The sequence below is a fragment of the Acinetobacter tandoii DSM 14970 = CIP 107469 genome (assembly GCF_000400735.1).
In the GTDB taxonomy this organism is placed as follows: Bacteria; Pseudomonadota; Gammaproteobacteria; order Pseudomonadales; family Moraxellaceae; genus Acinetobacter; species Acinetobacter tandoii.
Genome location: NZ_KE007366.1, coordinates 305,786 through 328,390, shown reverse-complemented (window position 1 = coordinate 328,390; position 22,605 = coordinate 305,786). Strand labels below are relative to the sequence as shown.

Annotated in this window: 17 protein-coding genes and 8 tRNA genes; 17 read left to right on the top strand and 8 right to left on the bottom strand. The window is 40.7% G+C overall.

The window, feature by feature from the left end; all coding sequences use genetic code 11:
* Positions 1-70: 70 nt before the first annotated feature.
* The 3 genes from I593_RS08110 to I593_RS20385 are packed head-to-tail and all read right to left on the bottom strand — an operon-like array spanning position 71 to position 4,957.
* Positions 71-3,175 carry an efflux RND transporter permease subunit gene (locus I593_RS08110; RefSeq protein WP_016167072.1) on the bottom strand — a complete coding sequence of 1,035 codons (3,105 nt, stop codon included), beginning with the start codon at positions 3,173-3,175 and terminating at the stop codon, positions 71-73.
* A gap of 15 nt (positions 3,176-3,190) precedes the next feature.
* Positions 3,191-4,288, bottom strand: a complete 1,098-nt coding sequence (locus tag I593_RS20390) for an efflux RND transporter periplasmic adaptor subunit (RefSeq protein ID WP_016167071.1) — start codon at positions 4,286-4,288, stop codon at positions 3,191-3,193.
* Between the two features lie 27 nt (positions 4,289-4,315).
* Positions 4,316-4,957: a hypothetical protein gene (locus I593_RS20385; RefSeq protein WP_016167070.1), complete on the bottom strand. Its 642-nt coding sequence runs from the start codon at positions 4,955-4,957 to the stop codon at positions 4,316-4,318.
* A 283-nt stretch (positions 4,958-5,240) separates the two neighbouring features.
* Here I593_RS20385 and pilG point away from each other — a divergent pair, with 283 nt between their 5' ends.
* The 6 genes from pilG to I593_RS08070 all read left to right on the top strand — a co-directional run bounded on the left by pilG (position 5,241) and on the right by I593_RS08070 (position 13,786).
* Complete coding sequence (gene pilG / locus I593_RS08095; RefSeq protein ID WP_004723803.1) at positions 5,241-5,624, top strand: twitching motility response regulator PilG; 384 nt, start codon at positions 5,241-5,243, stop codon at positions 5,622-5,624.
* 20 nt (positions 5,625-5,644) lie between these two features.
* The gene (locus I593_RS08090; protein ID WP_016167069.1) at positions 5,645-6,013 is read left to right on the top strand and encodes a response regulator; all 369 of its coding nucleotides are present in this window, start codon (positions 5,645-5,647) and stop codon (positions 6,011-6,013) included.
* Positions 6,014-6,016: 3 nt separating this feature from the next.
* Positions 6,017-6,553, top strand: a complete 537-nt coding sequence (locus I593_RS08085; protein WP_016167068.1) for a chemotaxis protein CheW — start codon at positions 6,017-6,019, stop codon at positions 6,551-6,553.
* Between the two features lie 47 nt (positions 6,554-6,600).
* The gene (locus I593_RS08080) at positions 6,601-8,673 is read left to right on the top strand and encodes a methyl-accepting chemotaxis protein (RefSeq protein WP_016167067.1); all 2,073 of its coding nucleotides are present in this window, start codon (positions 6,601-6,603) and stop codon (positions 8,671-8,673) included.
* 156 nt (positions 8,674-8,829) lie between these two features.
* Complete coding sequence (locus tag I593_RS08075) at positions 8,830-13,317, top strand: hybrid sensor histidine kinase/response regulator (RefSeq protein ID WP_016167066.1); 4,488 nt, start codon at positions 8,830-8,832, stop codon at positions 13,315-13,317.
* 4 nt (positions 13,318-13,321) lie between these two features.
* Entirely contained in the window at positions 13,322-13,786 is a 465-nt protein-coding gene (locus I593_RS08070; RefSeq protein ID WP_016167065.1) for a hypothetical protein, read from the top strand.
* Between the two features lie 64 nt (positions 13,787-13,850).
* Here the strand turns inward: I593_RS08070 and dapE are convergent, their stop codons facing one another.
* The 3 genes from dapE to I593_RS08055 all read right to left on the bottom strand — a co-directional run bounded on the left by dapE (position 13,851) and on the right by I593_RS08055 (position 16,235).
* Complete coding sequence (dapE, locus tag I593_RS08065) at positions 13,851-14,984, bottom strand: succinyl-diaminopimelate desuccinylase (protein WP_016167064.1); 1,134 nt, start codon at positions 14,982-14,984, stop codon at positions 13,851-13,853.
* A gap of 116 nt (positions 14,985-15,100) precedes the next feature.
* The gene (locus tag I593_RS08060; protein WP_016167063.1) at positions 15,101-15,241 is read right to left on the bottom strand and encodes an entericidin A/B family lipoprotein; all 141 of its coding nucleotides are present in this window, start codon (positions 15,239-15,241) and stop codon (positions 15,101-15,103) included.
* Between the two features lie 115 nt (positions 15,242-15,356).
* Entirely contained in the window at positions 15,357-16,235 is an 879-nt protein-coding gene (locus I593_RS08055) for a DUF1853 family protein (RefSeq protein ID WP_016167062.1), read from the bottom strand.
* Between the two features lie 96 nt (positions 16,236-16,331).
* Here I593_RS08055 and I593_RS08050 point away from each other — a divergent pair, with 96 nt between their 5' ends.
* From I593_RS08050 to I593_RS08000, 11 genes are all read left to right on the top strand, one after another.
* Positions 16,332-16,706, top strand: a complete 375-nt coding sequence (locus I593_RS08050; protein WP_016167061.1) for a YbaN family protein — start codon at positions 16,332-16,334, stop codon at positions 16,704-16,706.
* 41 nt (positions 16,707-16,747) lie between these two features.
* Positions 16,748-17,254, top strand: coding sequence for a cell wall-recycling L,D-carboxypeptidase ElsL (gene elsL, locus I593_RS08045; protein WP_016167060.1), 507 nt, complete (start codon positions 16,748-16,750; stop codon positions 17,252-17,254).
* 228 nt (positions 17,255-17,482) lie between these two features.
* Positions 17,483-17,558, top strand: a tRNA-Val gene (locus tag I593_RS08040).
* Between the two features lie 23 nt (positions 17,559-17,581).
* Positions 17,582-17,658, top strand: a tRNA-Asp gene (locus I593_RS08035).
* Between the two features lie 50 nt (positions 17,659-17,708).
* Positions 17,709-17,785: transfer RNA gene (locus I593_RS08030), tRNA-Asp, on the top strand.
* A 21-nt stretch (positions 17,786-17,806) separates the two neighbouring features.
* A tRNA-Val gene (locus tag I593_RS08025) sits at positions 17,807-17,882 on the top strand.
* A 13-nt stretch (positions 17,883-17,895) separates the two neighbouring features.
* Positions 17,896-17,972: transfer RNA gene (locus tag I593_RS08020), tRNA-Asp, on the top strand.
* Positions 17,973-18,072: 100 nt separating this feature from the next.
* Positions 18,073-18,148 (top strand) — tRNA-Val (locus tag I593_RS08015).
* A 43-nt stretch (positions 18,149-18,191) separates the two neighbouring features.
* Positions 18,192-18,268, top strand: a tRNA-Asp gene (locus tag I593_RS08010).
* 94 nt (positions 18,269-18,362) lie between these two features.
* Positions 18,363-18,438, top strand: a tRNA-Val gene (locus I593_RS08005).
* A gap of 80 nt (positions 18,439-18,518) precedes the next feature.
* A complete protein-coding gene (locus tag I593_RS08000) occupies positions 18,519-18,980 on the top strand; it encodes a DUF2750 domain-containing protein (RefSeq protein ID WP_016167059.1) in 462 nt (153 codons plus the stop codon).
* Between the two features lie 3 nt (positions 18,981-18,983).
* On the opposite strand, the gene I593_RS07995 is transcribed toward I593_RS08000, so the two are convergent.
* Positions 18,984-19,769, bottom strand: coding sequence for a YdcF family protein (locus I593_RS07995; RefSeq protein WP_016167058.1), 786 nt, complete (start codon positions 19,767-19,769; stop codon positions 18,984-18,986).
* 132 nt (positions 19,770-19,901) lie between these two features.
* A complete protein-coding gene (locus I593_RS07990; protein ID WP_016167057.1) occupies positions 19,902-22,511 on the bottom strand; it encodes a PepSY domain-containing protein in 2,610 nt (869 codons plus the stop codon).
* Positions 22,512-22,605: the final 94 nt, after the last annotated feature.

Here is a 22,605-nt window from a genome sequence, read left to right as displayed (position 1 = left end):
ATCGTGAAGGATAATCCAATCTAAAATGAAACAGCCATTCGATGCTGACTGTCCATTGAACTGCCATGGATTATGCCATGATTTTTTGTTTGAGACGAAGTAGAAAATTCTTAAAGTCATCTAAGTAGGTAAAGATCACAGGAACCACCACCAAGGTGAGCAGGGTAGAGGTAATGACTCCACCAATCACAGCATGTGCCATAGGGGCACTTTGCTCACCACCTTCACCAAGTCCGAGCGCAAGTGGAATCATACCCATGACCATGGCACTGGTGGTCATTAAAATTGGACGTAAACGGGTTTTACCTGCTTGTAAAATCGCATCATAACGGCTGCTGCCAGACTCCATGGCTTTTTTAATAAAATCGATGAGTAAGATGGCATTTTTGGTGACCAGTCCCATCAGCATAATGATGCCAATAATGGAGAATAGATTCATGGTCGAATTGAACAAGAACAGGGCTAAAAATACCCCAATCAGCGATAGTGGGAGAGAGGCCATAATCGCAGCAGGGTGAATAAAGCTATTAAACTGTGAACCTAAAACAATATAAATAAACACAATTGATAAGGTAATTGCTGTGAGTGCATAGCCCGCCGATTCAGCCATATCGGCATTTGCTCCTTGAGTATCGAAGCTATAGCCCGCAGGCAGTTTAAAACTATCCTGAATTTTTTGTATATCGGCACCAATATCACCCGCAGGGCGCCCAGCCGTATTGGCTTCAACTAAGACTTCTCGTGCCAAATCACGACGATTAATCTGAGAAGCCCCTAAGGTTTGTTCTAGGCTCGCGATACTGCCAAGAGGTACTAAAATATTTTGTCCTGACTGATCTTGTTTCGCAGAGTTAATGTATAAATTGCCTAAATCATTCGGTAGGCTACGTTGGCTTTCAGCTAATCGAACATTGACATCATAGGTTTCACCTTTGTCATCTTGCCAAGACGTGACATCATCTCCTGCAATTAACGGGCGCACCACATTAGCAATTTGGCTGACAGATAAACCTAAATCATTCGCTAAAACCCGATTAATATGGACGGCCAAAGTGGCTTTAGGTTCTTTGAGTGAACTTTCTAAATCGACCACGCCTCGAACTTGAGCAACTTGTTGCATGAACTGATCTGATATTTTTTGTAGTTGGTTTAAGTCAGGTCCTTTAATCGAAATCATGATCGGTTTTTGTCCGCCAGAAACATTTTCATCGGCAGAGGCAACCGAAGTCACACGAATTCCTGCAATGCTTTTAAGTCGATCACGGAATTCATTATTCAATTGAATCAGTGTTTTATTACGCTGTTGGCGTGGCGTTACTGTCACATGTAGGCTAACGTGGTTTTTCCCACGATCTGTAACGCCATTAATCACGCCATAAGTACCGAGTACTTCAGGGTTCTGTCTTAGAATTTGCTCGACCTGTAACAGTTTGGCCTGCGAATATTCCAAAGAGGCATTGACTGGCGTTTCAAATTTTATGCGAATCTGAGCTTTATCTGGCGTAGGTACAAATTCGGTACCAATCATTTTAGATAAAGCGAGAGCTCCAAAAAGGGAGGCAATCGCAATCATGAGCGTGATTAACCGAAAACGCAGTGCCAGTTTTAATAAGTACTCGTAAACGTGGGTGATACGCTCTAGCAGATGTGCAATGACATCAAAGAAGCGGCTTAATAGGTTTGGTTTTTTAGATTTTTTGCCTGAATCTGTCCAATGCGCAGAGAGCATGGGATCAAGGGTGAAACTGACAAACATGGAAATCAGTACGGCTGTACTGACCGTTACTCCAAATTGGTAAAAGAAACGACCGATAATACCGCCCATAAAAGCAACAGGTAAAAATACTGCCATAATGGTTAAGGTGGTGGCTAAGACCGCTAAGCCAATTTCTTTGGTTCCATCCAAGGCAGCACTAACGTGATCTTTACCCATATCGGCATGGCGAACAATATTCTCCCTAACCACAATCGCATCATCAATCAGTAAGCCAATGCTGAGCGACAAAGCTAAGAGCGTCATCATATTAATGCTGAAGCCGAAAGCCCAAATCATGGCTAAAGTACCCAATAAAGAGATGGGTAGGGTCATGCCTGTAATAATGGTAGAGCGGAAGGAGCCAAGAAAAAGTAAGACGATGAACACCGCGAGTATTGCACCCTCAAGAATGGTTCGAGTGACATCTTGAATGCTGCCACGAATGCCTTGAGAGCTATCGACTACGACTTTGACGCTGATGCCCTTGGGGAGTTGTTGTTCAATCTTAGCTAAGGCTTTACGGGTGCCATCCACCACTTGAATAATATTTGAATCGGAGTTGCGCAATACATCAACCGCGACAGCAGGGTTGCCATTTAAAAAAGCGCTAGAGTCAAGTTCTGCCTGACTGTCTTCAACAGTCGCAACTTGTTTTAAAAAAATCGGACTGCCATTTTTGGTGGCAACAATTAAATCCCCAAAAGCGTAGGGATGAATCACTTTGGATTTGATTTCGACCACAAGTTCGGAATTGGCTTGTTTGAGGGTGCCGCCTGGAACTTCAATATTTTCACTTTTTAAGGTGTTAATGACTTGATCGATGCCAATGCCGTAGCTTTGTAATTTGTATGGATCAATAACAATTCGAATTTGACGCTGGCTATCGCCTAATAAGTTGACTGCACCCACGCCAGATACTGTTTGTAATTCAGGCACAATCCGCTGGTCAATATAGGTACTGAGCTCACGTAAGGACTGGCTATTGGACTCAAATACAATTGACATAATTGCACTGGCAGTAGGGTCATAGCGTTCTATCACAGGATCCTGAATTTCATCTCTAAATTCAGCAGTCACAGGTGCTATTTTGTCACGAATATCTTGAGCAGCAACAGCAGAGGGAACGTCTAAGTTAAACTCAACAATGATGGTGGAAAGCCCTTCACTGGACTGTGAAATGACCTGCTTTAGCCCTGAAATGGTATTGATCTGATCTTCCATTTTTTTGGTAATTTCAGATTCAATGGTTTCAGGCGAAGCACCGGGATAAGTGGTATGCACAACAACAAATGGAAAGTCGACATCAGGAAATTCCTCCACGCTCATGCGTTGCCAAGAAGCTAAGCCGAGCACCATCAGCGATAACATCATCATGATAGTAAAGACAGGATATTTTACGCTGATACGGGTTAACCACATATTGAGACCCTAAACTTATTTAGTTCGCTGAATCGTAACGGTTTTATGAAGATCATCATCGTTGAACTTTACGCGGCTAATTTGATCGCCACTGGTCAGTCCAGAGACGACAGCCGTATTTTCGCTATAGCGCTGTTCAAGTATTTGTATAGGAACGCGTTCAATTTTTTGCTGGCGAATCACCCAGACATAAGGCTTTTGTTCAAGGTTTTGAATCGTGTCTAAGGGAATTAATTGTCCCGATGCAGAAGGTACTGCCAGAATATTACCTTCAACAAATGCGCCTATACTTAATGGATTAAGCTCAGAGTTTGGTGTGGCATAAAACTCAATTTGACGACTATTTAAATCCGCCAGTGGTGAAATACGACTGAGTGTTGCGGTCAGTGTTTCAGGACTTCCTTGTATGCAGTATTCAATTTTTTGCCCTACTTTTAAAGCATTGCGCTGATCACTCGGTAAACGCGCTTGAAGTTCTAACTTTGTTGGGTCAACGATTTCAAATAAGGTTTGCCCCGCCGTGACGGTTTGACCAGGTTCAACCTGACGTTTGGTGACAACGCCTGTTATAGGGCTATGCAAAGTCCCATCTTGTTCAGCTTTCAGCGCAATATCAACAGCAGCTTGTTGCGCCTTAGCATTTTCTAATTGCGCCTGATAGTCCACTTGACTTTGTTCAAATTCAACTCTAGAGATAAAGCCCTGATCAAGTAACCGTTGCTTACGTCTCATCATGTTCTGAGCAAGGTTGGCTTGTGCTTTAGCTGCTGCCAAATTTGCTTTCGCTTGAGCTAGACGAGCTTCATTATCTTGATTGTTGAGTTGAATTAAGATCTGACCTTGCTGTACAGCATCACCAACATTGGCACGGACTGAAGTTGCGGTTGCTGTCACTTGAGATTGCAAGCTGCTTTGATTTACAGCACGAATGCTGCCTGTAAATGAGGTTCTTTCTACAGATTGACTGAAATTAATTGCAACTAGATCTTGTTGAATAAGCTCAATCTTCTTATTTCCACTGGGGGGAAGTGTTTCGGGTTGTTTTTGACAAGCAGCGAGTAAAAGACAAATCGTGAGAGCGGATGATCTAAATAAACGGGGTGCATACTGCATCAAAAATGTCCTTACTTCATTGCAGGATTAGTTTTCCATGGCTTTTAAGCGTGCAATTATATTCGCGTATTCTGCTTGCGTATTGTGATAGTTGGTTTGTAACGTCTGAATTTGCTCTTTTTTATTACTGATATTGGCCGCATTATTGTTGAGGTTACTTTTTAAGATTGCTGGAACGGGATCACCTTTACGTAAATATTCCATTTCTTGTCGTTTAAATACAATACGATCACTTTGTAATTGTTTGAGCTGGTCTTGTTGAAAACTGATCTGCTTTTTGAGATAAGCTAAAGCATCATTACGTTTTTGGGTTGCCACTTGGCTGTTGGTGTAGGCGCGTTTTAAGCGTAAATCTGCTTCACGTTGTTTTGCCTGAGCAGCACGTTGAGGTGCTTTTTTTTCTTCGGTTTCCGCATTATAGGGACGATTACGTTTAATCACCTGCATATTGCGGTCGAGAGCTTCATAACCATAACGAATATGATTGGGGGTTACACTGGTGCTGATATTGGCTACACCTTTGCTATCGTAGTAACGATACCAAACAGCTTTTACTCCGTCAGCAAAAGTAAATGCTGATTGGAGGAGCAACAGACTAATCAGCAAAAGTTTAAATGCCGTTTCCTTTTCTGCAATGAAAGCAAGTTTTCGACTAAACTGACTTTTCATTGAATCCCCCACAAAAAGTTAAAGTTGACTAAATTACTTATTTTTAAGTAATAATAAAGTTATATTAGAACTAATCTGGCGAAGAAAAAACCTCTATTCATTAAAAAAAATATTGGAATGAATGAAAGTGTGAAATTGTAGGTTAAATTAATCAAAAGTGTCGAATTAGTTCGAAACTGTTCATTGAAAATACAAGTAAATATATGTTAAAAATGTTAGCAACTTGTAATAAAACTTCATATACCAAATGTATGTACATTCTAAAAATTGGACGGGTCATTAAATGGACGATAAATTTCAAAATCTAAAAGTCATGGTGATTGATGATTCAAAAACCATTCGCCGTACAGCAGAAACATTATTACAACGCGAAGGTTGTGAAGTTGTTACCGCAGTAGATGGTTTTGAGGCTTTGTCAAAGATTGCTGAAGCAAATCCAGATATTGTTTTTGTCGACATCATGATGCCACGTCTAGATGGCTATCAAACTTGTGCATTGATTAAAAATTCGCAAAATTATCAAAATATTCCTGTCATTATGCTATCGAGTAAAGATGGTTTATTTGATCAGGCTAAAGGACGTGTTGTCGGTTCTGATGAATATTTAACAAAACCATTCAGTAAAGATGAACTTTTAAACGCAATTCGTAATCACGTAACAGCATAAGTTTTGTATTGGGGAAGAGCATGGCTCGTATTTTGGTTGTAGATGATTCGCCTACAGAAACATTTCGTTTCAGAGAGATATTAGGCAAGCACGGATTTGAAGTCATTGAAGCTTCAAATGGTGCAGATGGGGTAACAATGGCGCAAGCAGAACTTCCTGATCTGGTACTTATGGATGTGGTGATGCCTGGTGTAAATGGTTTTCAGGCTACGCGTCAAATTGCACGTGGTGAAACCACCAAACACATTCCAGTTGTGATTGTGAGTACCAAAGATCAGGCTACTGACCGCGTTTGGGGTAAACGTCAGGGGGCATGTGATTACTTAACTAAGCCAATTGATGAACAGCAATTGATTGATACCATTAAGCAGCACCTCAACGCAGGATAAACTATGGCAGCGAACGGATTTATCGAATTACTTCGCTTGGCGAAACGTGGTAATAAAAACTACGTTTCGACTGAGAATGAAGTGAACCGATGGTCAGGGATTGCATTTGAAATGATGGGGCAATATTTCGTTGCTCCTCTAGGTGAGGTTTCGGAAGTTATTTATCCACCTAAATATACGCCAGTGCCAAATACCCAGTCATGGGTGATGGGATTGGCTAATATTCGTGGACGATTGCTCTCTGTTGCAGATTTGTCACATTATATTTCTGGACACCGAAGCCAATATTCACCGACACAAAAAGTCTTATGTATCAGTCATCATGATCATTATGTCGGATTAGTCGTCGATCAGGTTTTGGGCATTCAACACTTTAATAAGAAAAGTTTCTTTTCTAAACACAAAGATTTAGATAGTAATTTACAAGAATATTGCCAAGGGTATTTTCATCAACATAACCAACAATGGCATGTTTTCTTATTTAGTCGTTTATTGCAAAATCCAAAATATATGAACGCATCTATAAAACTTATAAATTAAATAGTCCAACTCATTAAGAATGAAGGCAATATTCGGGGAGAAGCTGCATGGGCTTTAAACTAAAAAAGAAAAATGCAGGTGAAAGTACCAACCGTGCGGGTGGTAATGCTTTAGTAGCAAAAATTCAATCACAGACGGAACAGTTTTCACGTGTATTCGGTGACAGTGAAAAGTCCAAACCATTAATTTTGGGTGCAGCGTTTTGTATCATCTTGGCCCTATTCCTTCTGTTATATCTATTCTATAGCGTACCGCGTAATAACGAATTTACCCGTAGTTTGGGTGATTTACGTCTTTTATCGCAAACGATTTCGCGTCAAGCGACAGAGGCGACTGCTTCAGGTACACCAGAAGCGATTAAAAAATTGACAGATTCGCAGAAGGCTTTCGCTGAAAACCTTGAAACGGTTAATGATATCCAAGCGAGTACTCCTGCACTACGTGAAGTCGATGCACAATGGAAAAAAGTTTCTGAAAATATTGATTTAATTGCTTCACAACAAAAAATCATTAATCAGTTATATGATACTAACATTGCAATCAGTGAAAGTATTCCAGGTATTCAGGCTGAATATAACTTGATGGTTGATCAAATGGCACGTCAAAATATGCCAAGTAGCCAGGTAGTTATTGCGAAAAACCAGGTGTTTATTGCGGAACGTATTTTACGTTCGATTAACTCGGTATTAACAGGTACTACTAACTCAAGTGCATCAGCAGATGACTTTAGTGCGGATACTGAAACATTTGGTTCGTATTTGAATGCGCAAATTAATGGTAGTGCAGAACTAGGTGTACAACAGATTACAGAACCTGCTTTACGTGAATCTTTAGACGGTATTAAAGCGGAATATGATGAAGTATTAAAATCTGCGGCAGCAACAGTTTTAAAGAACTCCACGCAAATTGTAAAAGTACGTCAAGCTTCTTCTTCAATTTTTGAACAATCAGATGCATTGTTAACAAACTTAAACAAGTTATCTGGCGGTACAGGTTGGTTAATTGCAATTCCTGCCTTGGGCCTAATTCTGGCATTGATTGGTTTCTTATTCTGCGGATTTAAATTACTAGCACTTCGCGGTGAAGCCGATAAGGTTCGTGTATCACGTTTACAAGAAGAATATGACCGTAACCAGAATGCGATTTTACGTTTACTAGATGAAATTGCCGACTTAGCAGATGGTGACTTACGTTCATATGCAACGGTATCTGAAGATTTTACAGGCGCAATTGCCGACTCGATTAACTTCGCGATAGACCAATTACGTGAGTTAGTTTCGCGTATTACTGAAACTTCAGCAGAGGTTGCACACTATACGCAAAATACACAGGTCATTACCAACCAGTTAGCCGAAGCTTCTGAGCACCAAGCACAAGAAATTGCAGGCGCATCAGCGGCAATTAATGAAATGGCAATGTCGATTGACCAAGTATCTGCCAACGCATCAGAATCAGCTACGGTAGCAGAACGTTCAGTACAGATTGCGACCAATGGTGCAGAAGTTGTAAACCGTTCAATTGAAGGTATGGATATCATTCGTGAGCAGATTCAAGAAACATCAAAACGTATTAAACGTTTGGGTGAATCATCTCAAGAAATTGGTAACATTGTTGCCCTGATTAACGATATTGCAGACCAAACGAACATCTTGGCATTAAATGCAGCCATTCAGGCATCTATGGCGGGTGAAGCGGGTCGTGGTTTCGCGGTTGTAGCCGATGAGGTACAACGTCTTGCGGAACGTTCTGCTTCTGCAACTAAGCAGATTGAAACACTGGTAAAAACGATTCAAACAGATACCAACGAAGCCGTTATTTCAATGGAACAAACGACTTCGGAAGTTGTCCGTGGTGCGAACTTGTCTAAAGATGCTGGTGTAGCACTAGATGAGATTCAAAACGTATCGGGGAACTTGGCAAAACTGATTGCAAGCATTTCGGATGCAGCAAAACTGCAATCAGCATCAGCGGGTCATATTGCAACCACGATGAACGTTGTACAAGAAATTACGTCACAGACTACAACAGCGACTTTCGACACAGCACGTTCGGTTTCTGAACTTGCCAATATGGCGGAATCACTACGTGAATCTGTAACTGACTTCAAACTACCTGAATAAGTTAGCTAATCTATGGTATTCCGATCTGACATAGGTCGGAATATGCATCTAGTTTTAAGCATCGAAGCGCTGTATTTGCAAATGTGGTACAGCGTGATGATTACACTCAGGTTTTAGCGCCTTTTATGGTGGCGAGAAACGTAAGAAGCCAAAGCTATGAAAGAAATATTAAAAAATTTAGTCGATACGACAACGCTTCCAGAAGATAGTTATCTTGACCAAGATGCTGAAATTCTAGAGATCTTTGTAGAAGAAATTGAAGAAATTTTTGAAGAATTATATACCATTTTTGAACAGTGGTTAGCAAATCCTTCTGATCAGGATACTTTAACGATCATTCGACGCCATTTTCATACATTGAAAGGCTCGGGGCGAATGGTGGGGGCAAAGTCTGCTGGTGAGGTGGCTTGGGCCGTTGAAGATACTTTAAATCGTGTTATTTTCGGTTCTGTACCTTTAGAGCTTAAGATTCAGAAATTTGCTGAAACGGTTTATCGCGTTTTTCAATTTAAGCTTTATCCTCAGTTCAAAGCGGTCAAACCCATAGAAATTGATTTAAGACCTCTGGTGCTATTGGGGCAGCAGCTACAACAAGGTCAATCAATTGAACCTGCACTTGAAGAATTGTTATCTTTAGCAGATCAACTCAGATCTCCAGATGATTTGACTGGACTGGAATTAAATTCTTCTCGAGCAGAAATTGCATTGGTGGAAGAAGCAGTGGTTGCTGAATCAAGCGATCTACAAGAAGTGACGACATCCATTTTCATTGAAGAAGCTGAAGAACATCTTGCAACGATTGACCGCTTCTTGAAACAAGATACTGACGAAGTGCTTGATTATAATGGACTGATTCGTGCCTTGCATACTTTGCGTGGTAGTTCGTCTATGGCGCATATCCAGCAAATTTTTGATGCCAGTTCAAAAGTTGAAAATTTATTTAAGACGCTTTTACAAGAAGAAATCGTTTCAACTTCAAATGAGACAGCATTACTTATTCAATATGCTGAATTTGTGCGTGACTATTTACATATTTTACGTCAGGGTAAAGTTGAAAATTTAAATCAAATTGATCAAACATTTAATCAGGCATGGGAAAATTACGGTTTTAATCAAGAAGAATTTGAATCTAGTGCAAATCCACAAGGTTTGGTATCGAAATTAATAGAATTAGATATTGATCTGTTATTGGATGCAGAGCTAGAGTTTGAAAAACGCATTAAAAATGAATTTCCTATTTATGTAGAGCAATTAAGTCAAAAAGCGAATTTACTCGCGGAGCATACCAATAACCGTGCTTCACAAGGGATTCATGATTTTATTCAGGTTTTAGATAAGTGTTACCAAGCTCTTTTAGCTAAACCAACATTACTCAACATTGACTATGCATATGAGCTATTCGCTCAGGCGCATCAAGAATTTATTTATCTGTTTGATACGCTGGCTGCGGGTCAGCGCATAAGTTTATCTACACCAGCAGAACAAGTGCTTCAGAATTTAACTGCATTTGTGCAGCAAGACCTGGAAATTTTTGATTCAGTTGAAGAAAATCCATCTGTAGAGAATACTTCTGAACTTGAAACAGAGTTAATGAGTGAGTCTGGCCCTCAGACTGCAGTTGTTGACTTTGCGGCTTTGTCAAAGCGCTTGCACAGTGATGCGAAATTAGTAGATGCAGATGAAGCTAATCGACAATTTGACGAAGACCTGTTGGATATCTTCCTCGAGGAAGCTGATGAGCTGCTCATGGGGATTGATCAGGATGTACATACATGGAGCAGTGATCAGTCTAATACTGCAGCATTAAATAATTTAATGCGTTATTTGCACACCTTGAAGGGTGGTGCAAACATGATTCAAGCGACGCATATTGGTTTAATTGCACATGAATTAGAAACCATTTATGAACGTATTATCAATCAGCAAATTCAGGTATCACCTGCGCTGATTCAGATTGTTCGTCTGGTTCAGGACAACATTGCTGATCGTATTCAAACGATTCGAGAAGAAAAAGTTGATTATCCGGCTCCTGAAGCAATTGATATTTTAAATAATATTCATGCATTGGTTGCTGGTGCTGTGGTATCTACAGACACCGAAGTGGTTACAGAACAAAAACTGCCTGCTGTTGAGCATATGGCTCTATATGAAGCCGCGACCAATGAGTCTCCAGTTGTACAGCCTGTACATGCAGAAGTTAGTTCATTTGAAGAAGAATCCGAAACTCAAAATTGGGTTGAAGCAGTATCAGAACCGAACATTGTTGAACCATCAATTCAAGATATTGAATCTTTAGCATTTGATGAGAGTGTACGTTCAATTGTTGAAGAAACATTCTTCGAAGAAGCTGCAGAAATTTTCGATACGATGGAAAAACTGTTGCAGCATTGGTTCGAGCAACGTAGTGACCGTAGTTTATTACTTCAATTACAACGTGCAGCGCACAGCCTTAAAGGTGGTGCACGCATGGTTGAAATTGAGCCTGTAGGAGCGATTGCATATCGTTTAGAAAGTGCTTTCGAACAGTTCGCCGTACATCACTTCAATTCAAATGTTTATGATCCGCTGCTCAAAACCACGATTACATGGTTAAGACATGCTATTTTTGATCATGATTATAGTAATTTTGACAGTTTAAAAGCAGGCTTGGAAGCGATTGAATATACAGATGTCACTGTTCAATTACCAACGCGAAGCAGCTCAGATTACTCGCCAATAACTGCACCAAGTTTTGAATTTATTCAAGGGGATGGAGCAGAGCCACCAGCAATGATGGGTGAGTGGGAAAGTTTTGGAGCCAATGATCAATCGAATGAAATGATCCGAATTTCAGCCGATTTGATTGAGAAGATGATTGATTTATCAGGCGAAAATTCGATTAACCGTTCACGTATCGAGATGGATCTTGGTCAATTAGGCAATACATTGAATGAAATGGAATTGGCGATTAAGCGTCTTGCTGACCAGTTACGTCGAATGGAAGGGGAATTAGAGTCGCAAATTATTGCCAAACATGGCAGTGAAGGTGGTCGATACGCCGACTTTGACCCATTGGAAATGGACCAATATTCATCATTAAATCAGTTGTCTAAATCATTGGCAGAATCTGCTTCGGATTTGGTCGACTTCAAGAGTACTTTGGCTGAAAAAATTCGCGATACAGAGGGTTTGTTATTACAGCAATCTCGTATTCAGGCCGAAATTCAAGAAGGCTTAATGCGAACCCGCTTGGTTCCATTCTCACGCTTATTGCCTCGTTTGCAACGTATTGTGCGTCAGACAGCTTCAACCTTAAATAGACCTGCTGAGTTAATTGTAAATAATACTGAAGGAGAGTTGGATCGTACTATTCTTGAGCGGTTAGTCACGCCACTTGAGCATATGTTACGAAATGCCATCGACCACGGTATTGAAGATCCCGCGCAGCGTCAGTTGGCAAATAAACCTGAAGTTGGGAAAATTGAACTCAATATTAGCCGTCAAGGTACGGATGTTATGGTTGAATTCCATGACGATGGTAAAGGGATTGACGTAAATCGAATTAAAGAAAAAGCCATTTCTTTAGGTTTGATGAAAGAAGATCAATTACTTGAAAAAGAAGAAATTCTGCAGTTGATTTTCCATCCTGGTTTCAGTACTGCACAGCAAGTAACTCAAATTTCTGGGCGAGGTGTTGGTCTGGATGTCGTACAAAGCTCGATTAAGGCGTTGGGTGGTCATGTCACTGTAGATTCAACCCTTGGAAAAGGAACAAGTTTTAGTATCCGCGTTCCAACGACTGTAGCAGTAAGTGATGCCTTAATGGTGAAATCTGGGGATCAGCAATTTGCAATTCCTTTGGCACAAATTGAGCGCATCATTCGAATTGCACCAACGACTTTGGAAACTTACTTTAATAGTAAAGAAGATTATTTCAAAATTGATAATCAAAGCTATAAGTTACGTTATCTTTCTGAATTTGTTTCCAATCAGCCTTTACCGCGTTTAAGCAATATTGCTCATTCGTTACCTGTATTGTTAATTAAGGGTAATAGTGGTCAAACGATTGCCTTATTGGTTGATCAATTGATTGGTTCACGTGCGCAAATTGTCGTGAAACCAATTGGCCAGCAATTTGCTGCAATTGGTGCGATAGCAGGTGCAACGATTCTAGGTGATGGACAAGTGTGTTTGATTTTGGATGGACAAAATATTGCCCGTCAAGTGCAAACCACACAACGTGTGAAACATGGCCATGATCAACGTGATTCTTATCGTTATAGCAATACACGTCGTTTAATCATGATTGTCGATGACTCGGTTACAGTACGTAAAGTTACTTCACGTCTATTAGAGCGCCAAGGTTATGATGTCGTCACTGCGAAAGATGGTGTGGATGCCATGGAGCAGTTAGAAAATGTCAAACCTGATTTAATGCTGTTAGATATTGAAATGCCACGTATGGACGGATTTGAAGTAACTAACTTAATTCGTCACCACGAAGTTCATAAGCAACTCCCAATTATCATGATTACATCACGTACGGGTGAAAAGCATCGTGAACGAGCATTTAGTTTGGGTGTAACTCATTATATGGGTAAACCATTCCAAGAGGCTGAATTGTTGAATAACATAGAAAGTCTTTTGACTGTGAAACAGGGGTAATTTGATGAGTGGAAAAATCGCGAATAAATCGGTTTTAGACCAAATTAGTCAGCAAGAGTTACATCATCTTATTACAGTTTCTACTGGATTTATTGATGCTTATATCATTCAGTGTTATGGCAAAGTTGCGATGTTATTACCTCAAAACATTGTACTTTCCGCATTGGATAGCCAGACACATGTTTCTTCAGTAGAGTGGCACGATGTAAAATTACCTGTTTATGCGGTGAATGATCCTGCAAAAGAGACAGGTGTTGCATTGGTGATTGAAGGTGATGAAGTAGATCAGCGTTTTGCCTTGATGTGTAATGAAATGCCGAAATCTGTACGTGTTCGTATTTCTGAGGTGGTTGACGAAGAAATGACAGTTACTGATCCTATGGTGTTTCAGTATGTGAGAATGGGCGAACAAACGTTCCAAGTCCCGAATGTAGTCCAGATTCAAGCCAGTTTAGGTATTAACTCATAAAAGCTTCAACAATAAAAAACCCATGTTCAACATGGGTTTTTTATTCTCTGTTTATTCAAAAGTCTTAAGCTAATAAGCCTTCTAAAATTTGCTCATAAATTTCAGCCAAAGGTTCTAAATCTGCTACATTAACGTGCTCATCAATTTGATGTATGCTGGCATTAAGTACACCTAGTTCAAGTACTTGGGCGCCTGTAGGTGCAATAAAACGACCATCTGATGTTCCGCCACTGGTCGATAACTCAGTTTCACGACCAGTAACATTCCGAATTGCATTTTTCGCAGCATTTACCAACTCGCCTACTGGGGTGAGGAATGGTAAGCCAGAATGTGTCCATTGGATTTCGTAAGTTAAACCATGACGATCTAAAATTTCTAACACACGTGCTTTTAATTCTTCTGCTGTGACTTCTGTCGAATAGCGGAAGTTAAATGTTACCGTCATTGTCCCAGGTACCACATTGGTTGCACCTGTACCCGCTTGGATATTAGAAACTTGGAAAGAAGTTGCAGGGAAGTACTCATTCCCTTGATCCCAAACGGTATCGCATAGTTCTGCAACAGCTTTAGAAGCCATGTGAATTGGATTAATGGCAAGGTGAGGGTAAGCTACGTGTCCTTGCTTTCCTTTTACAGTCAGTACTGCATTCAATGAACCACGACGACCATTTTTTACAATATCACCTAAATGATGCGTACTTGATGGCTCACCCACAAGGCACCAAGTCATTTTTTCTTGGCGAGCTTCTAGCGTTTCAATAACTTTGACAGTTCCATTAATCGCAGGACCTTCTTCATCAGAGGTGATTAAAAATGCGATTGAGCCTTTGTGATTTGGGTGCTTAGCAACAAAGCGTTCTGATGCTACTACCATTGCCGCCAATGCAGTTTTCATATCTGCACTACCACGACCATAAAGTTTTCCATCACGGATTTCTGGAATAAACGGTTCTGAGTGCCAAGCATTTAAATTGCCTGTTGGTACTACATCTGTATGCCCTGCGAAACAGAAGACAGGAGCTTCAGTCCCTTTGCGCGCCCAAAGATTATCAACATCATCAAAACGCATAGGTTCAATGTTAAAACCAATTTTTGCTAAACGCTCAGCCATCATGTTTTGACAGTCATGATCGACAGGCGTAACAGAGGGTTGGCGGAGTAATTGCAGACTAAGTTCGAGTGTTTCGGAGTGGTTCATACAGAAAAGCAAATGAAAAATATGCTGCTATGATAGGCGAATCGAATCAAGAAAGGGAGTTTTGATATAAAAAAAACCTTATCGTTTTGATAAGGTCTTGATGTTCTTTTGGGGGATTATAATTTGTCTGCTGATTTTTCTGCGCTGTCTGTAACCACATCTCCAACTTTGGAAACGTCTTTACCTACACCTGCGACCGTATTACAGCCTGCTAGAAAAAAAGTGAGTAGTAATGAGATCGCGATTGCTTTTTTCATAGTGTTCTCCAAAACATGAATTATTATCTTGAGCACATATAGATTAAAAAACATTCAGCATAAACAGTACCATGATTTTATTATAAAAAAGTTAAAGAATGTATATGGCGTCATTTTAATGCTGAACGTAATGCTGTAGCAGAGGGCGGTTGCGATACATATAAAAATTTTGTTCCCCATCTTTATCCAAATAACAATACAAACCATCAGTCCAGAGCAGAGGTGTTACACTGGTTGCAGCAGCATGAGGGCAGAGCCATTCGTGGCGTTGTAAGCGATAGGGGAATGCTGTTTGAGGAATAAAATCATAGCCCCACAAGCCTATTCTTCTATGTGAGTTCAGCCAATGTGGGATTTGCTGTGTGGTTGCATGCAAAGGCAAATATAGTTGCCCCTTTAAGATGACAAAGCGTTGTTGTATTGGGTAATTCAGTGCTTGATCAAATTGAAACTGCTTTTGGGTAAAATGGTTTAATTTACGTTTTAATGTATCTGTCCGATTAAGCCCATACCAATGCGGAAAAGAAAAATCACATTCTGCTAAATAGTATTTTAAAGCCACTTCCCAATGTTCAATTTGATTGGTCTGCGTATTTTTAAGTAAAAAATCCAATTCGCCTAAAGTTTTAGGGCCAGCAATTTGTTGGATGCTGTGCCCTAAAAGTTCATAAGGGTGATAATTATGATCACATAACCAAAACCAAATAAACATTTCAAAGCGTAATCCTAGTCGAGTGCTTTTTAATTGATTTAAAAAGTTTTCTAATTCAGTTGGATGTTGATCTAAATAATCTAAACGAGTTTGGTAGAGGTGAAAGTACTGAGTCCAAAACGACTCTGTATGAAATTGAAATGACTGTTGAACGTCAAATTGATCGGGATAGGCACTTAGAATATTGGGGCTGGCAAGGCTAAAAGCCAATTGCCTCACCAGCGGATTTTTAAAATTGAGCCATGGTTCAAAAAGATGGTCTTGTTGTAAGGTTGGAAACATAGTGAAAACCGAAACGGCAGAACAATGTACAGAATTTAAAAAGGATAAAGTGTAAAAACATTTTATACTAGCGCAATTCTAGATTAGGGCTTGAAGATGAAGATAGTGTTTTGGCGAAGTTTAGTGGTGCTTTTTGTCATCCTTGGCTTTATTGGTGCTGTACTACCTGGTATGCCAACAACAGTATTTTTAATTTTAGCCGCGTGGGCAGCCTCAAAAGGTTGGCCACAAGTAGATGATTGGTTGTTAAATCATCCAAAGCATGGCGCAACACTTCGAGCTTGGCGTGAAAATGGCACTGTACCACGCAAAGCTAAATGGATTGCTTCCAGCATGATGCTGCTCAGTGGCGTATTGATGCTATTTACAACAGCGCCTTTTGCGGTCAAAGTCTTTACAGATTTGACCATGTTGATTGTTGCAATCTGGTTATGGTTGCGCCCGGAACCAGTTTCGAGTGAAGCACGATAGATAATGCTCATAACTAATTGCACGTTTTTTAGGACAGTTCAATGCAATATTCATTACAACAAGCAGATATTTTAATCGATTTAGCAGAGCAGACTTTGCAACTGCCTAAGCATAATAAATTCTATGTGATTTCATCGGGTAAAAATGGGATTGGTGAACAAGAAAATAGTGGCAAGACACCAAGAGGATGGCACAAAGTGGCGTTAAAGTTTGGTGAGTTTTCACCAATTAATGCAGTCTTTATTGCACGTAAAGAAACAGGGGAGGTTTATGATCTGGAGCTTGCCACAGCATTTCCAGAACGTGACTGGATCTTGTCACGTATTTTATGGCTTGCTGGTTTAGAGCCACAGTTTAATCAAGGTGAGGGATGCGATACCTTCAATCGTTATATTTATATTCACGGTACACCAGATAGCGAACCCATGGGTATTCCAATGTCACATGGTTGTATCCGCATGCGCAATCAAGATGTCATCGAATTATTTGAACTGATTCCTGAAAATGCGTTGGTCTATATTTCGGAACAAACATTAAATTTAAGTTAAAGCGTCGTCATTTTCATCTATGGCGTTAAAAATGTTTAAAAATAAAGATAGAGGCTATGTGTAAAAAATACGCATACTTTTGAAATAACTTGCAGAATTTGCTTGTTTTTATAGCAAAACACTTATTTTTTAATCACTCAAACATAAAATTATGAAAACAGTGAGAAAAGCGTTTGACACTCGGTCAGGATTCTCTATAATGCACCACACAAACGATGAAGACGTTAAGGGCGCTTAGCTCAGTTGGTAGAGCGTCTGCCTTACAAGCAGAATGTCGGCGGTTCGATCCCGTCAGCGCCCACCAAGCCTTTACGTTAAACTCTCAGTGCAGCGGTAGTTCAGTTGGTTAGAATACCGGCCTGTCACGCCGGGGGTCGCGGGTTCGAGCCCCGTCCGCTGCGCCACTTGATGAGTTTAATAATTGTTTGTACCACAAATGCGATATTGTGTAAGTGCAGCGGTAGTTCAGTTGGTTAGAATATCGGCCTGTCACGCCGAGGGTCGCGGGTTCGAGCCCCGTCCGCTGCGCCATTTATACAAAATAGCTTTTGAGGGCGCTTAGCTCAGTTGGTAGAGCGTCTGCCTTACAAGCAGAATGTCGGCGGTTCGATCCCGTCAGCGCCCACCATATTCTTTGCGATGCAGTGGTAGTTCAGTTGGTTAGAATACCGGCCTGTCACGCCGGGGGTCGCGGGTTCGAGCCCCGTCCGCTGCGCCATTTCAGAGAAGTTTAACAGTTTGACAAGCTGTGTTTTAAAAGATAATCCTTAGTGTTTATCTTGCATCCTAAAAATAGTGATGCTATTTTTAATGCCTTAGGGCGCTTAGCTCAGTTGGTAGAGCGTCTGCCTTACAAGCAGAATGTCGGCGGTTCGATCCCGTCAGCGCCCACCATAATTTTGACATGTTGTGGATTTGGTTTTAAGAATTCCGTGTTGCAGCGGTAGTTCAGTTGGTTAGAATATCGGCCTGTCACGCCGAGGGTCGCGGGTTCGAGCCCCGTCCGCTGCGCCATTTTAATATCTTATTTCCCTGAATAAGATGTTTAATCCAGATAAAGCACCTTTATCTCGGTTTTGTAAAAATAGGTCTCTATTTTTATTCTTCAGGGCGCTTAGCTCAGTTGGTAGAGCGTCTGCCTTACAAGCAGAATGTCGGCGGTTCGATCCCGTCAGCGCCCACCATATATCTCCTTCATGTTGTTTAAACTCAGTCTTTTATATAGAATTTATTATTCAATAATAATTCAATATATATCATTGATATGAGAAATCCTTATCAGCGTAAAGCTGCATCTAAAAGTCATAATTCTAGCCCGAGTGCGAAGAATATCTATCAGCAATTTATTGAAAACATGGTTGCTCAAGGATCTGTGAGTGCTTTATATCAGGATGGTTGGGCGTTATGTGCGACCCCAACAGGGCAACGTGCATTTGCAATTTGGCAAAATAAGAATTTAGCTAAATTGTTGATTAGAGACAATTGGGCAGATTATCAATTGAAAGAGATCAGCCTCAAAGATTTGGTAGAAAAACTGATTCCATATTTAAGAAAGGAACAGACCACCATTTCTTTGGACTTAACGCCTGAGGGGCAAAATATCTTGGTTGCGCCAGAGAAATTGTTGTTAGATTTAAAAAACTATTTATACCAAGTCTATATGCAAAAACCTGAGTTGTTTCAGGACATGAAGCTTCCTCTTCCTCGTCATATTCGTCTGAATTAATCCTTAAAACTCATTTAAGAGCCAACCACTACCATAAGCAAAATATTCTCTAAGCGATGAATTATAACGGTTAATTAAAGGTGTGGGCGCGGCTACAGTAATGATATGACGATAGCCTTGTTTATGGGCAATTGCAGCAGCTCTTAAGGTATGGAAATCACTGGTAACGATAGCAATAGGTTCATTCAATTGAATATTGAGCTGAGCAAGAATGGGTTTGCTGTTCTTTAGATTTAAATCTGTACTGGTGCTTTTGTCTTCTAACCAAATACGAGTAGGGGATATCGAGAAGTTTTGCTGAACGTACTTTGACATTACTTCTGCTTCAGTGAATTTTTCTCGAAAATCTAAACCGCCCGTCATAATGAGGGGGATGTTGGGTTGTTGTTTTGCCAGTACGGCAGCTCGATTTAAGCGCTGCGCTAAGGTTGCAGAAGGTTGACCATGCTCGATACCACTTCCCAAAACAATAATAACTTTTACAGGCGTGAGTTGAGCATTATTTTGGCTTGCTAGATGCAAATAGATAAAAAAGCAAAGTACGCTTGTACTCCAAAGCAAAAATCCCCAGCAACCTATACGCCAGAGGATATGTCTGTATCGAGTTTGGTGAACAAAGAGTTGAATTTTAGGGTAGAAAAGTGCAAAGACTAGCAGTCCTGATCCAATTAACAACGGCAGTACAGTACCTAAATGAATCTTATTGAGACTAATTAAATAAGCCCCATCTAGGAAGAGTGCAGTTCCAATAATTGCTGCGAATAGTCTTTTTAATCGTATTGATTGCATAATTCTAGATTGGTTTGATGTGTTGAAGATAAATGCTTATGACATGAAACGTATTGTGGAATGGATAAATAAAATGATGAATAAAAAACCGAGCCTATTTAAGCTCGGTTTTTTATTTTATGCTACTGCTTTTTAGTATACATCACGACGATAGCGCCCTTCATGACGAAGTTGTTCTACCGTATTTTCACCCAGAATGTCGATGAGCGCATGCTCGACATCTTGGGCCATTCCCTGAATGCTACCACAGACATAAATGACTGCACCACGATTGAACCATGAGATTAGCTCTGCTGCTTGATTACGCAAAACATGGTGTACATAGACCTTTTCCGCTTGATCACGTGAGAAAGCCAAATCCAGACGCTCTAACATGCCTGTGTTTTGCCACGCTTCAATCGTAGTTTGATAGAAAAAGTCATGTTCTCGTTGCCGTTCACCGAAGATCAGCCAGTTTTGGGTGTAATCAGCACGGACACGCGCATGTAATAGACTCATCAGTCCTGCAATGCCTGTGCCATTACCAATACAAATGATTGGACGATTGTCATCAATGAGGTGGAATGACTCATTATTACGAATACGAAGTGCAATCTCTTGACCAATTTCAGTATGTGCTGTTAGCCAACCCGAACCTAAGCCAAGTTCACCCGTATGATCACTTTGCTGACGTACCACTAAACGTAGTGTTTGCTGCGAGGGAATACTGGCAATGGAATATTCGCGTGAAGCTAAAGTGTGTAGTTGCTCAAGTAGGTGTTCCATGTTGGCAAAAGGTTCAACATCGGTATTTAGTTGTTTATCCCATAATGCCTGCTCAATTGAAACGGCTAAGGACTCCACCTGAGTTTGGGGGGAAATTTGATGTTTCGCCATAAATTCAGCAATACGCTTCGCACTGTTGCCGGGTTGAATTTCGGCAATATCACCCGCTTGCCAATGTGCTTCATGCTGGGCTTGCAGTTCGATATTAAATGCAGGTGCACCCAGACTATTTGGGTTCAATAAATCACGTTGGGTTAATGTCCATCGATCAAACGTTTTATCGATGTGCATGGCTTGTAAATCTAGCTTGCTACTTTTTGCTAGTGCGTGATTCCAACGCTGTATATCTTCAGGGTTGGCATTATCGACTTCTATGGTGTCGAACAGTGCGTGTGCTTGATTTTGTTTAAGCCAAGCCGCAATGGCATGTCCGAAGCTACAATAACTGTCTGGATATTCTTTGGAGCCTAAGGCCAATACTGCAAAATGCACATGGCTTAAATCTATTTTACTGTTCAGTATTTTCTTAGCAAAACCTGAAGCAAGATCAGGTGCATCTCCCGTACCGTAGGTACTCGCAACAAACAAGATTTGTTGAGCCGATTGCAGATCTTCAAGAGTTAGTTGTTGTACCGTTTTAACCGTAACAGGTTGGCGAGCCTCTTGTAAACTCGTGGCTGTACGCCAAGCCAACTGCTCAGCCACACCTGTTTGGGAAGCATAAGCAATCAGCCAAGGTTTTGCATTTGGATCTACAGTGATGCTGTGATTGCTTACACGGGCTGCTAAGGTTAATTTTTTCTGCTTACGACGTTTAAGATACAGCATCCACCCAGTGACAAAGAACAATGGCATTGCAAGTGCAGCAAGCATGGCAAAGAAGTGATATACAGGCCCAAAGAAGCTACCACGGTGTACGGGCAGCATACTGCTCATGATTTTCTCATTGAGCTTTTTGTCTGCATATAATTCAATATTTTGTATGGTTGCAGTTTGATAATTATAGACGGCTTTATTTCGTGCTCGTTCATGTTGTGGAACTGGATCGACAAAAACAAGTTCAACTTGACCATCTGTTTTTTTAGGCAGGTTTAAAGTGAGTGTTGAGTAGTCATGTCCTAGTTTGGCTTGAACACCTGTCCAAGTTTGTGAAAGTACCGTTTGCATTTGTACTGGACTAAGCTCAGCACTGCTCCCAGCTTGTATATTGGCATTATGAGAACGACCTTGTGAGGCGTGTTCACCTGACGCTCCACGTGGGCCTCGTTGTCCTTCAGGTTTACCGCCTTGCATTTCTGGTTTCGGTTGTTCCACACCCATCACTTTAAACATGCCACTACGCCACCAATCATAAGACCAGTAAAGTCCTGTACATGCCATTAGTAAATAAAATACCACCACCCATGTACCCACTACGGCATGTAAGTCCCACAGGAAATTACGACCTTTGAGTTTTGGCTTAACAAAAAGCCATTGTTTAACCGAATGTTTTTTGGGCCAGCGTAAATATAATCCACTCAGGACAAAGAAAATCAGCATGAGTGTACACGCTGCCGTAATTTGTTTACCTATAGGTCCGACAGTTAAATTACGATGCAATTGCTGCACAAACTGGAAAAAACCTTGTCCTTTTATTTCTGGCAGAACTTCAGCAGAGTAGGGGTTGACCATCATGTTATAGCCGCGTCGTGCCCCTTCTTTGACAATATTGACCGTGCTTGATGCTGTCGGGTCTTTCGCAATTGTGATGCTATTAATCTGGATCTTTGGATCGACTTGCTGAAAATGTAAATAGAGTTCAGCTGGTGTAAGCTTATCTCGATTTTCCGCCTGTACAGCATAGCTATCCGTATTGATCCATTGAAGGATTTGCTGATCATAAGAATAAATAGCGCCAGTCACGCCCATAATGGACAGTATTAATCCAGCGGTAATCCCCATAAACCAATGAATTTGGAAAAATATTTTTTTCAACATGATGGTCAAGTGTTGGAAGTGTCAAAAAATTGGCGAAATTATAACTTAAGATTTGGCAGATAATGTGGATTTTGAGGATAATATTTATTCTCAT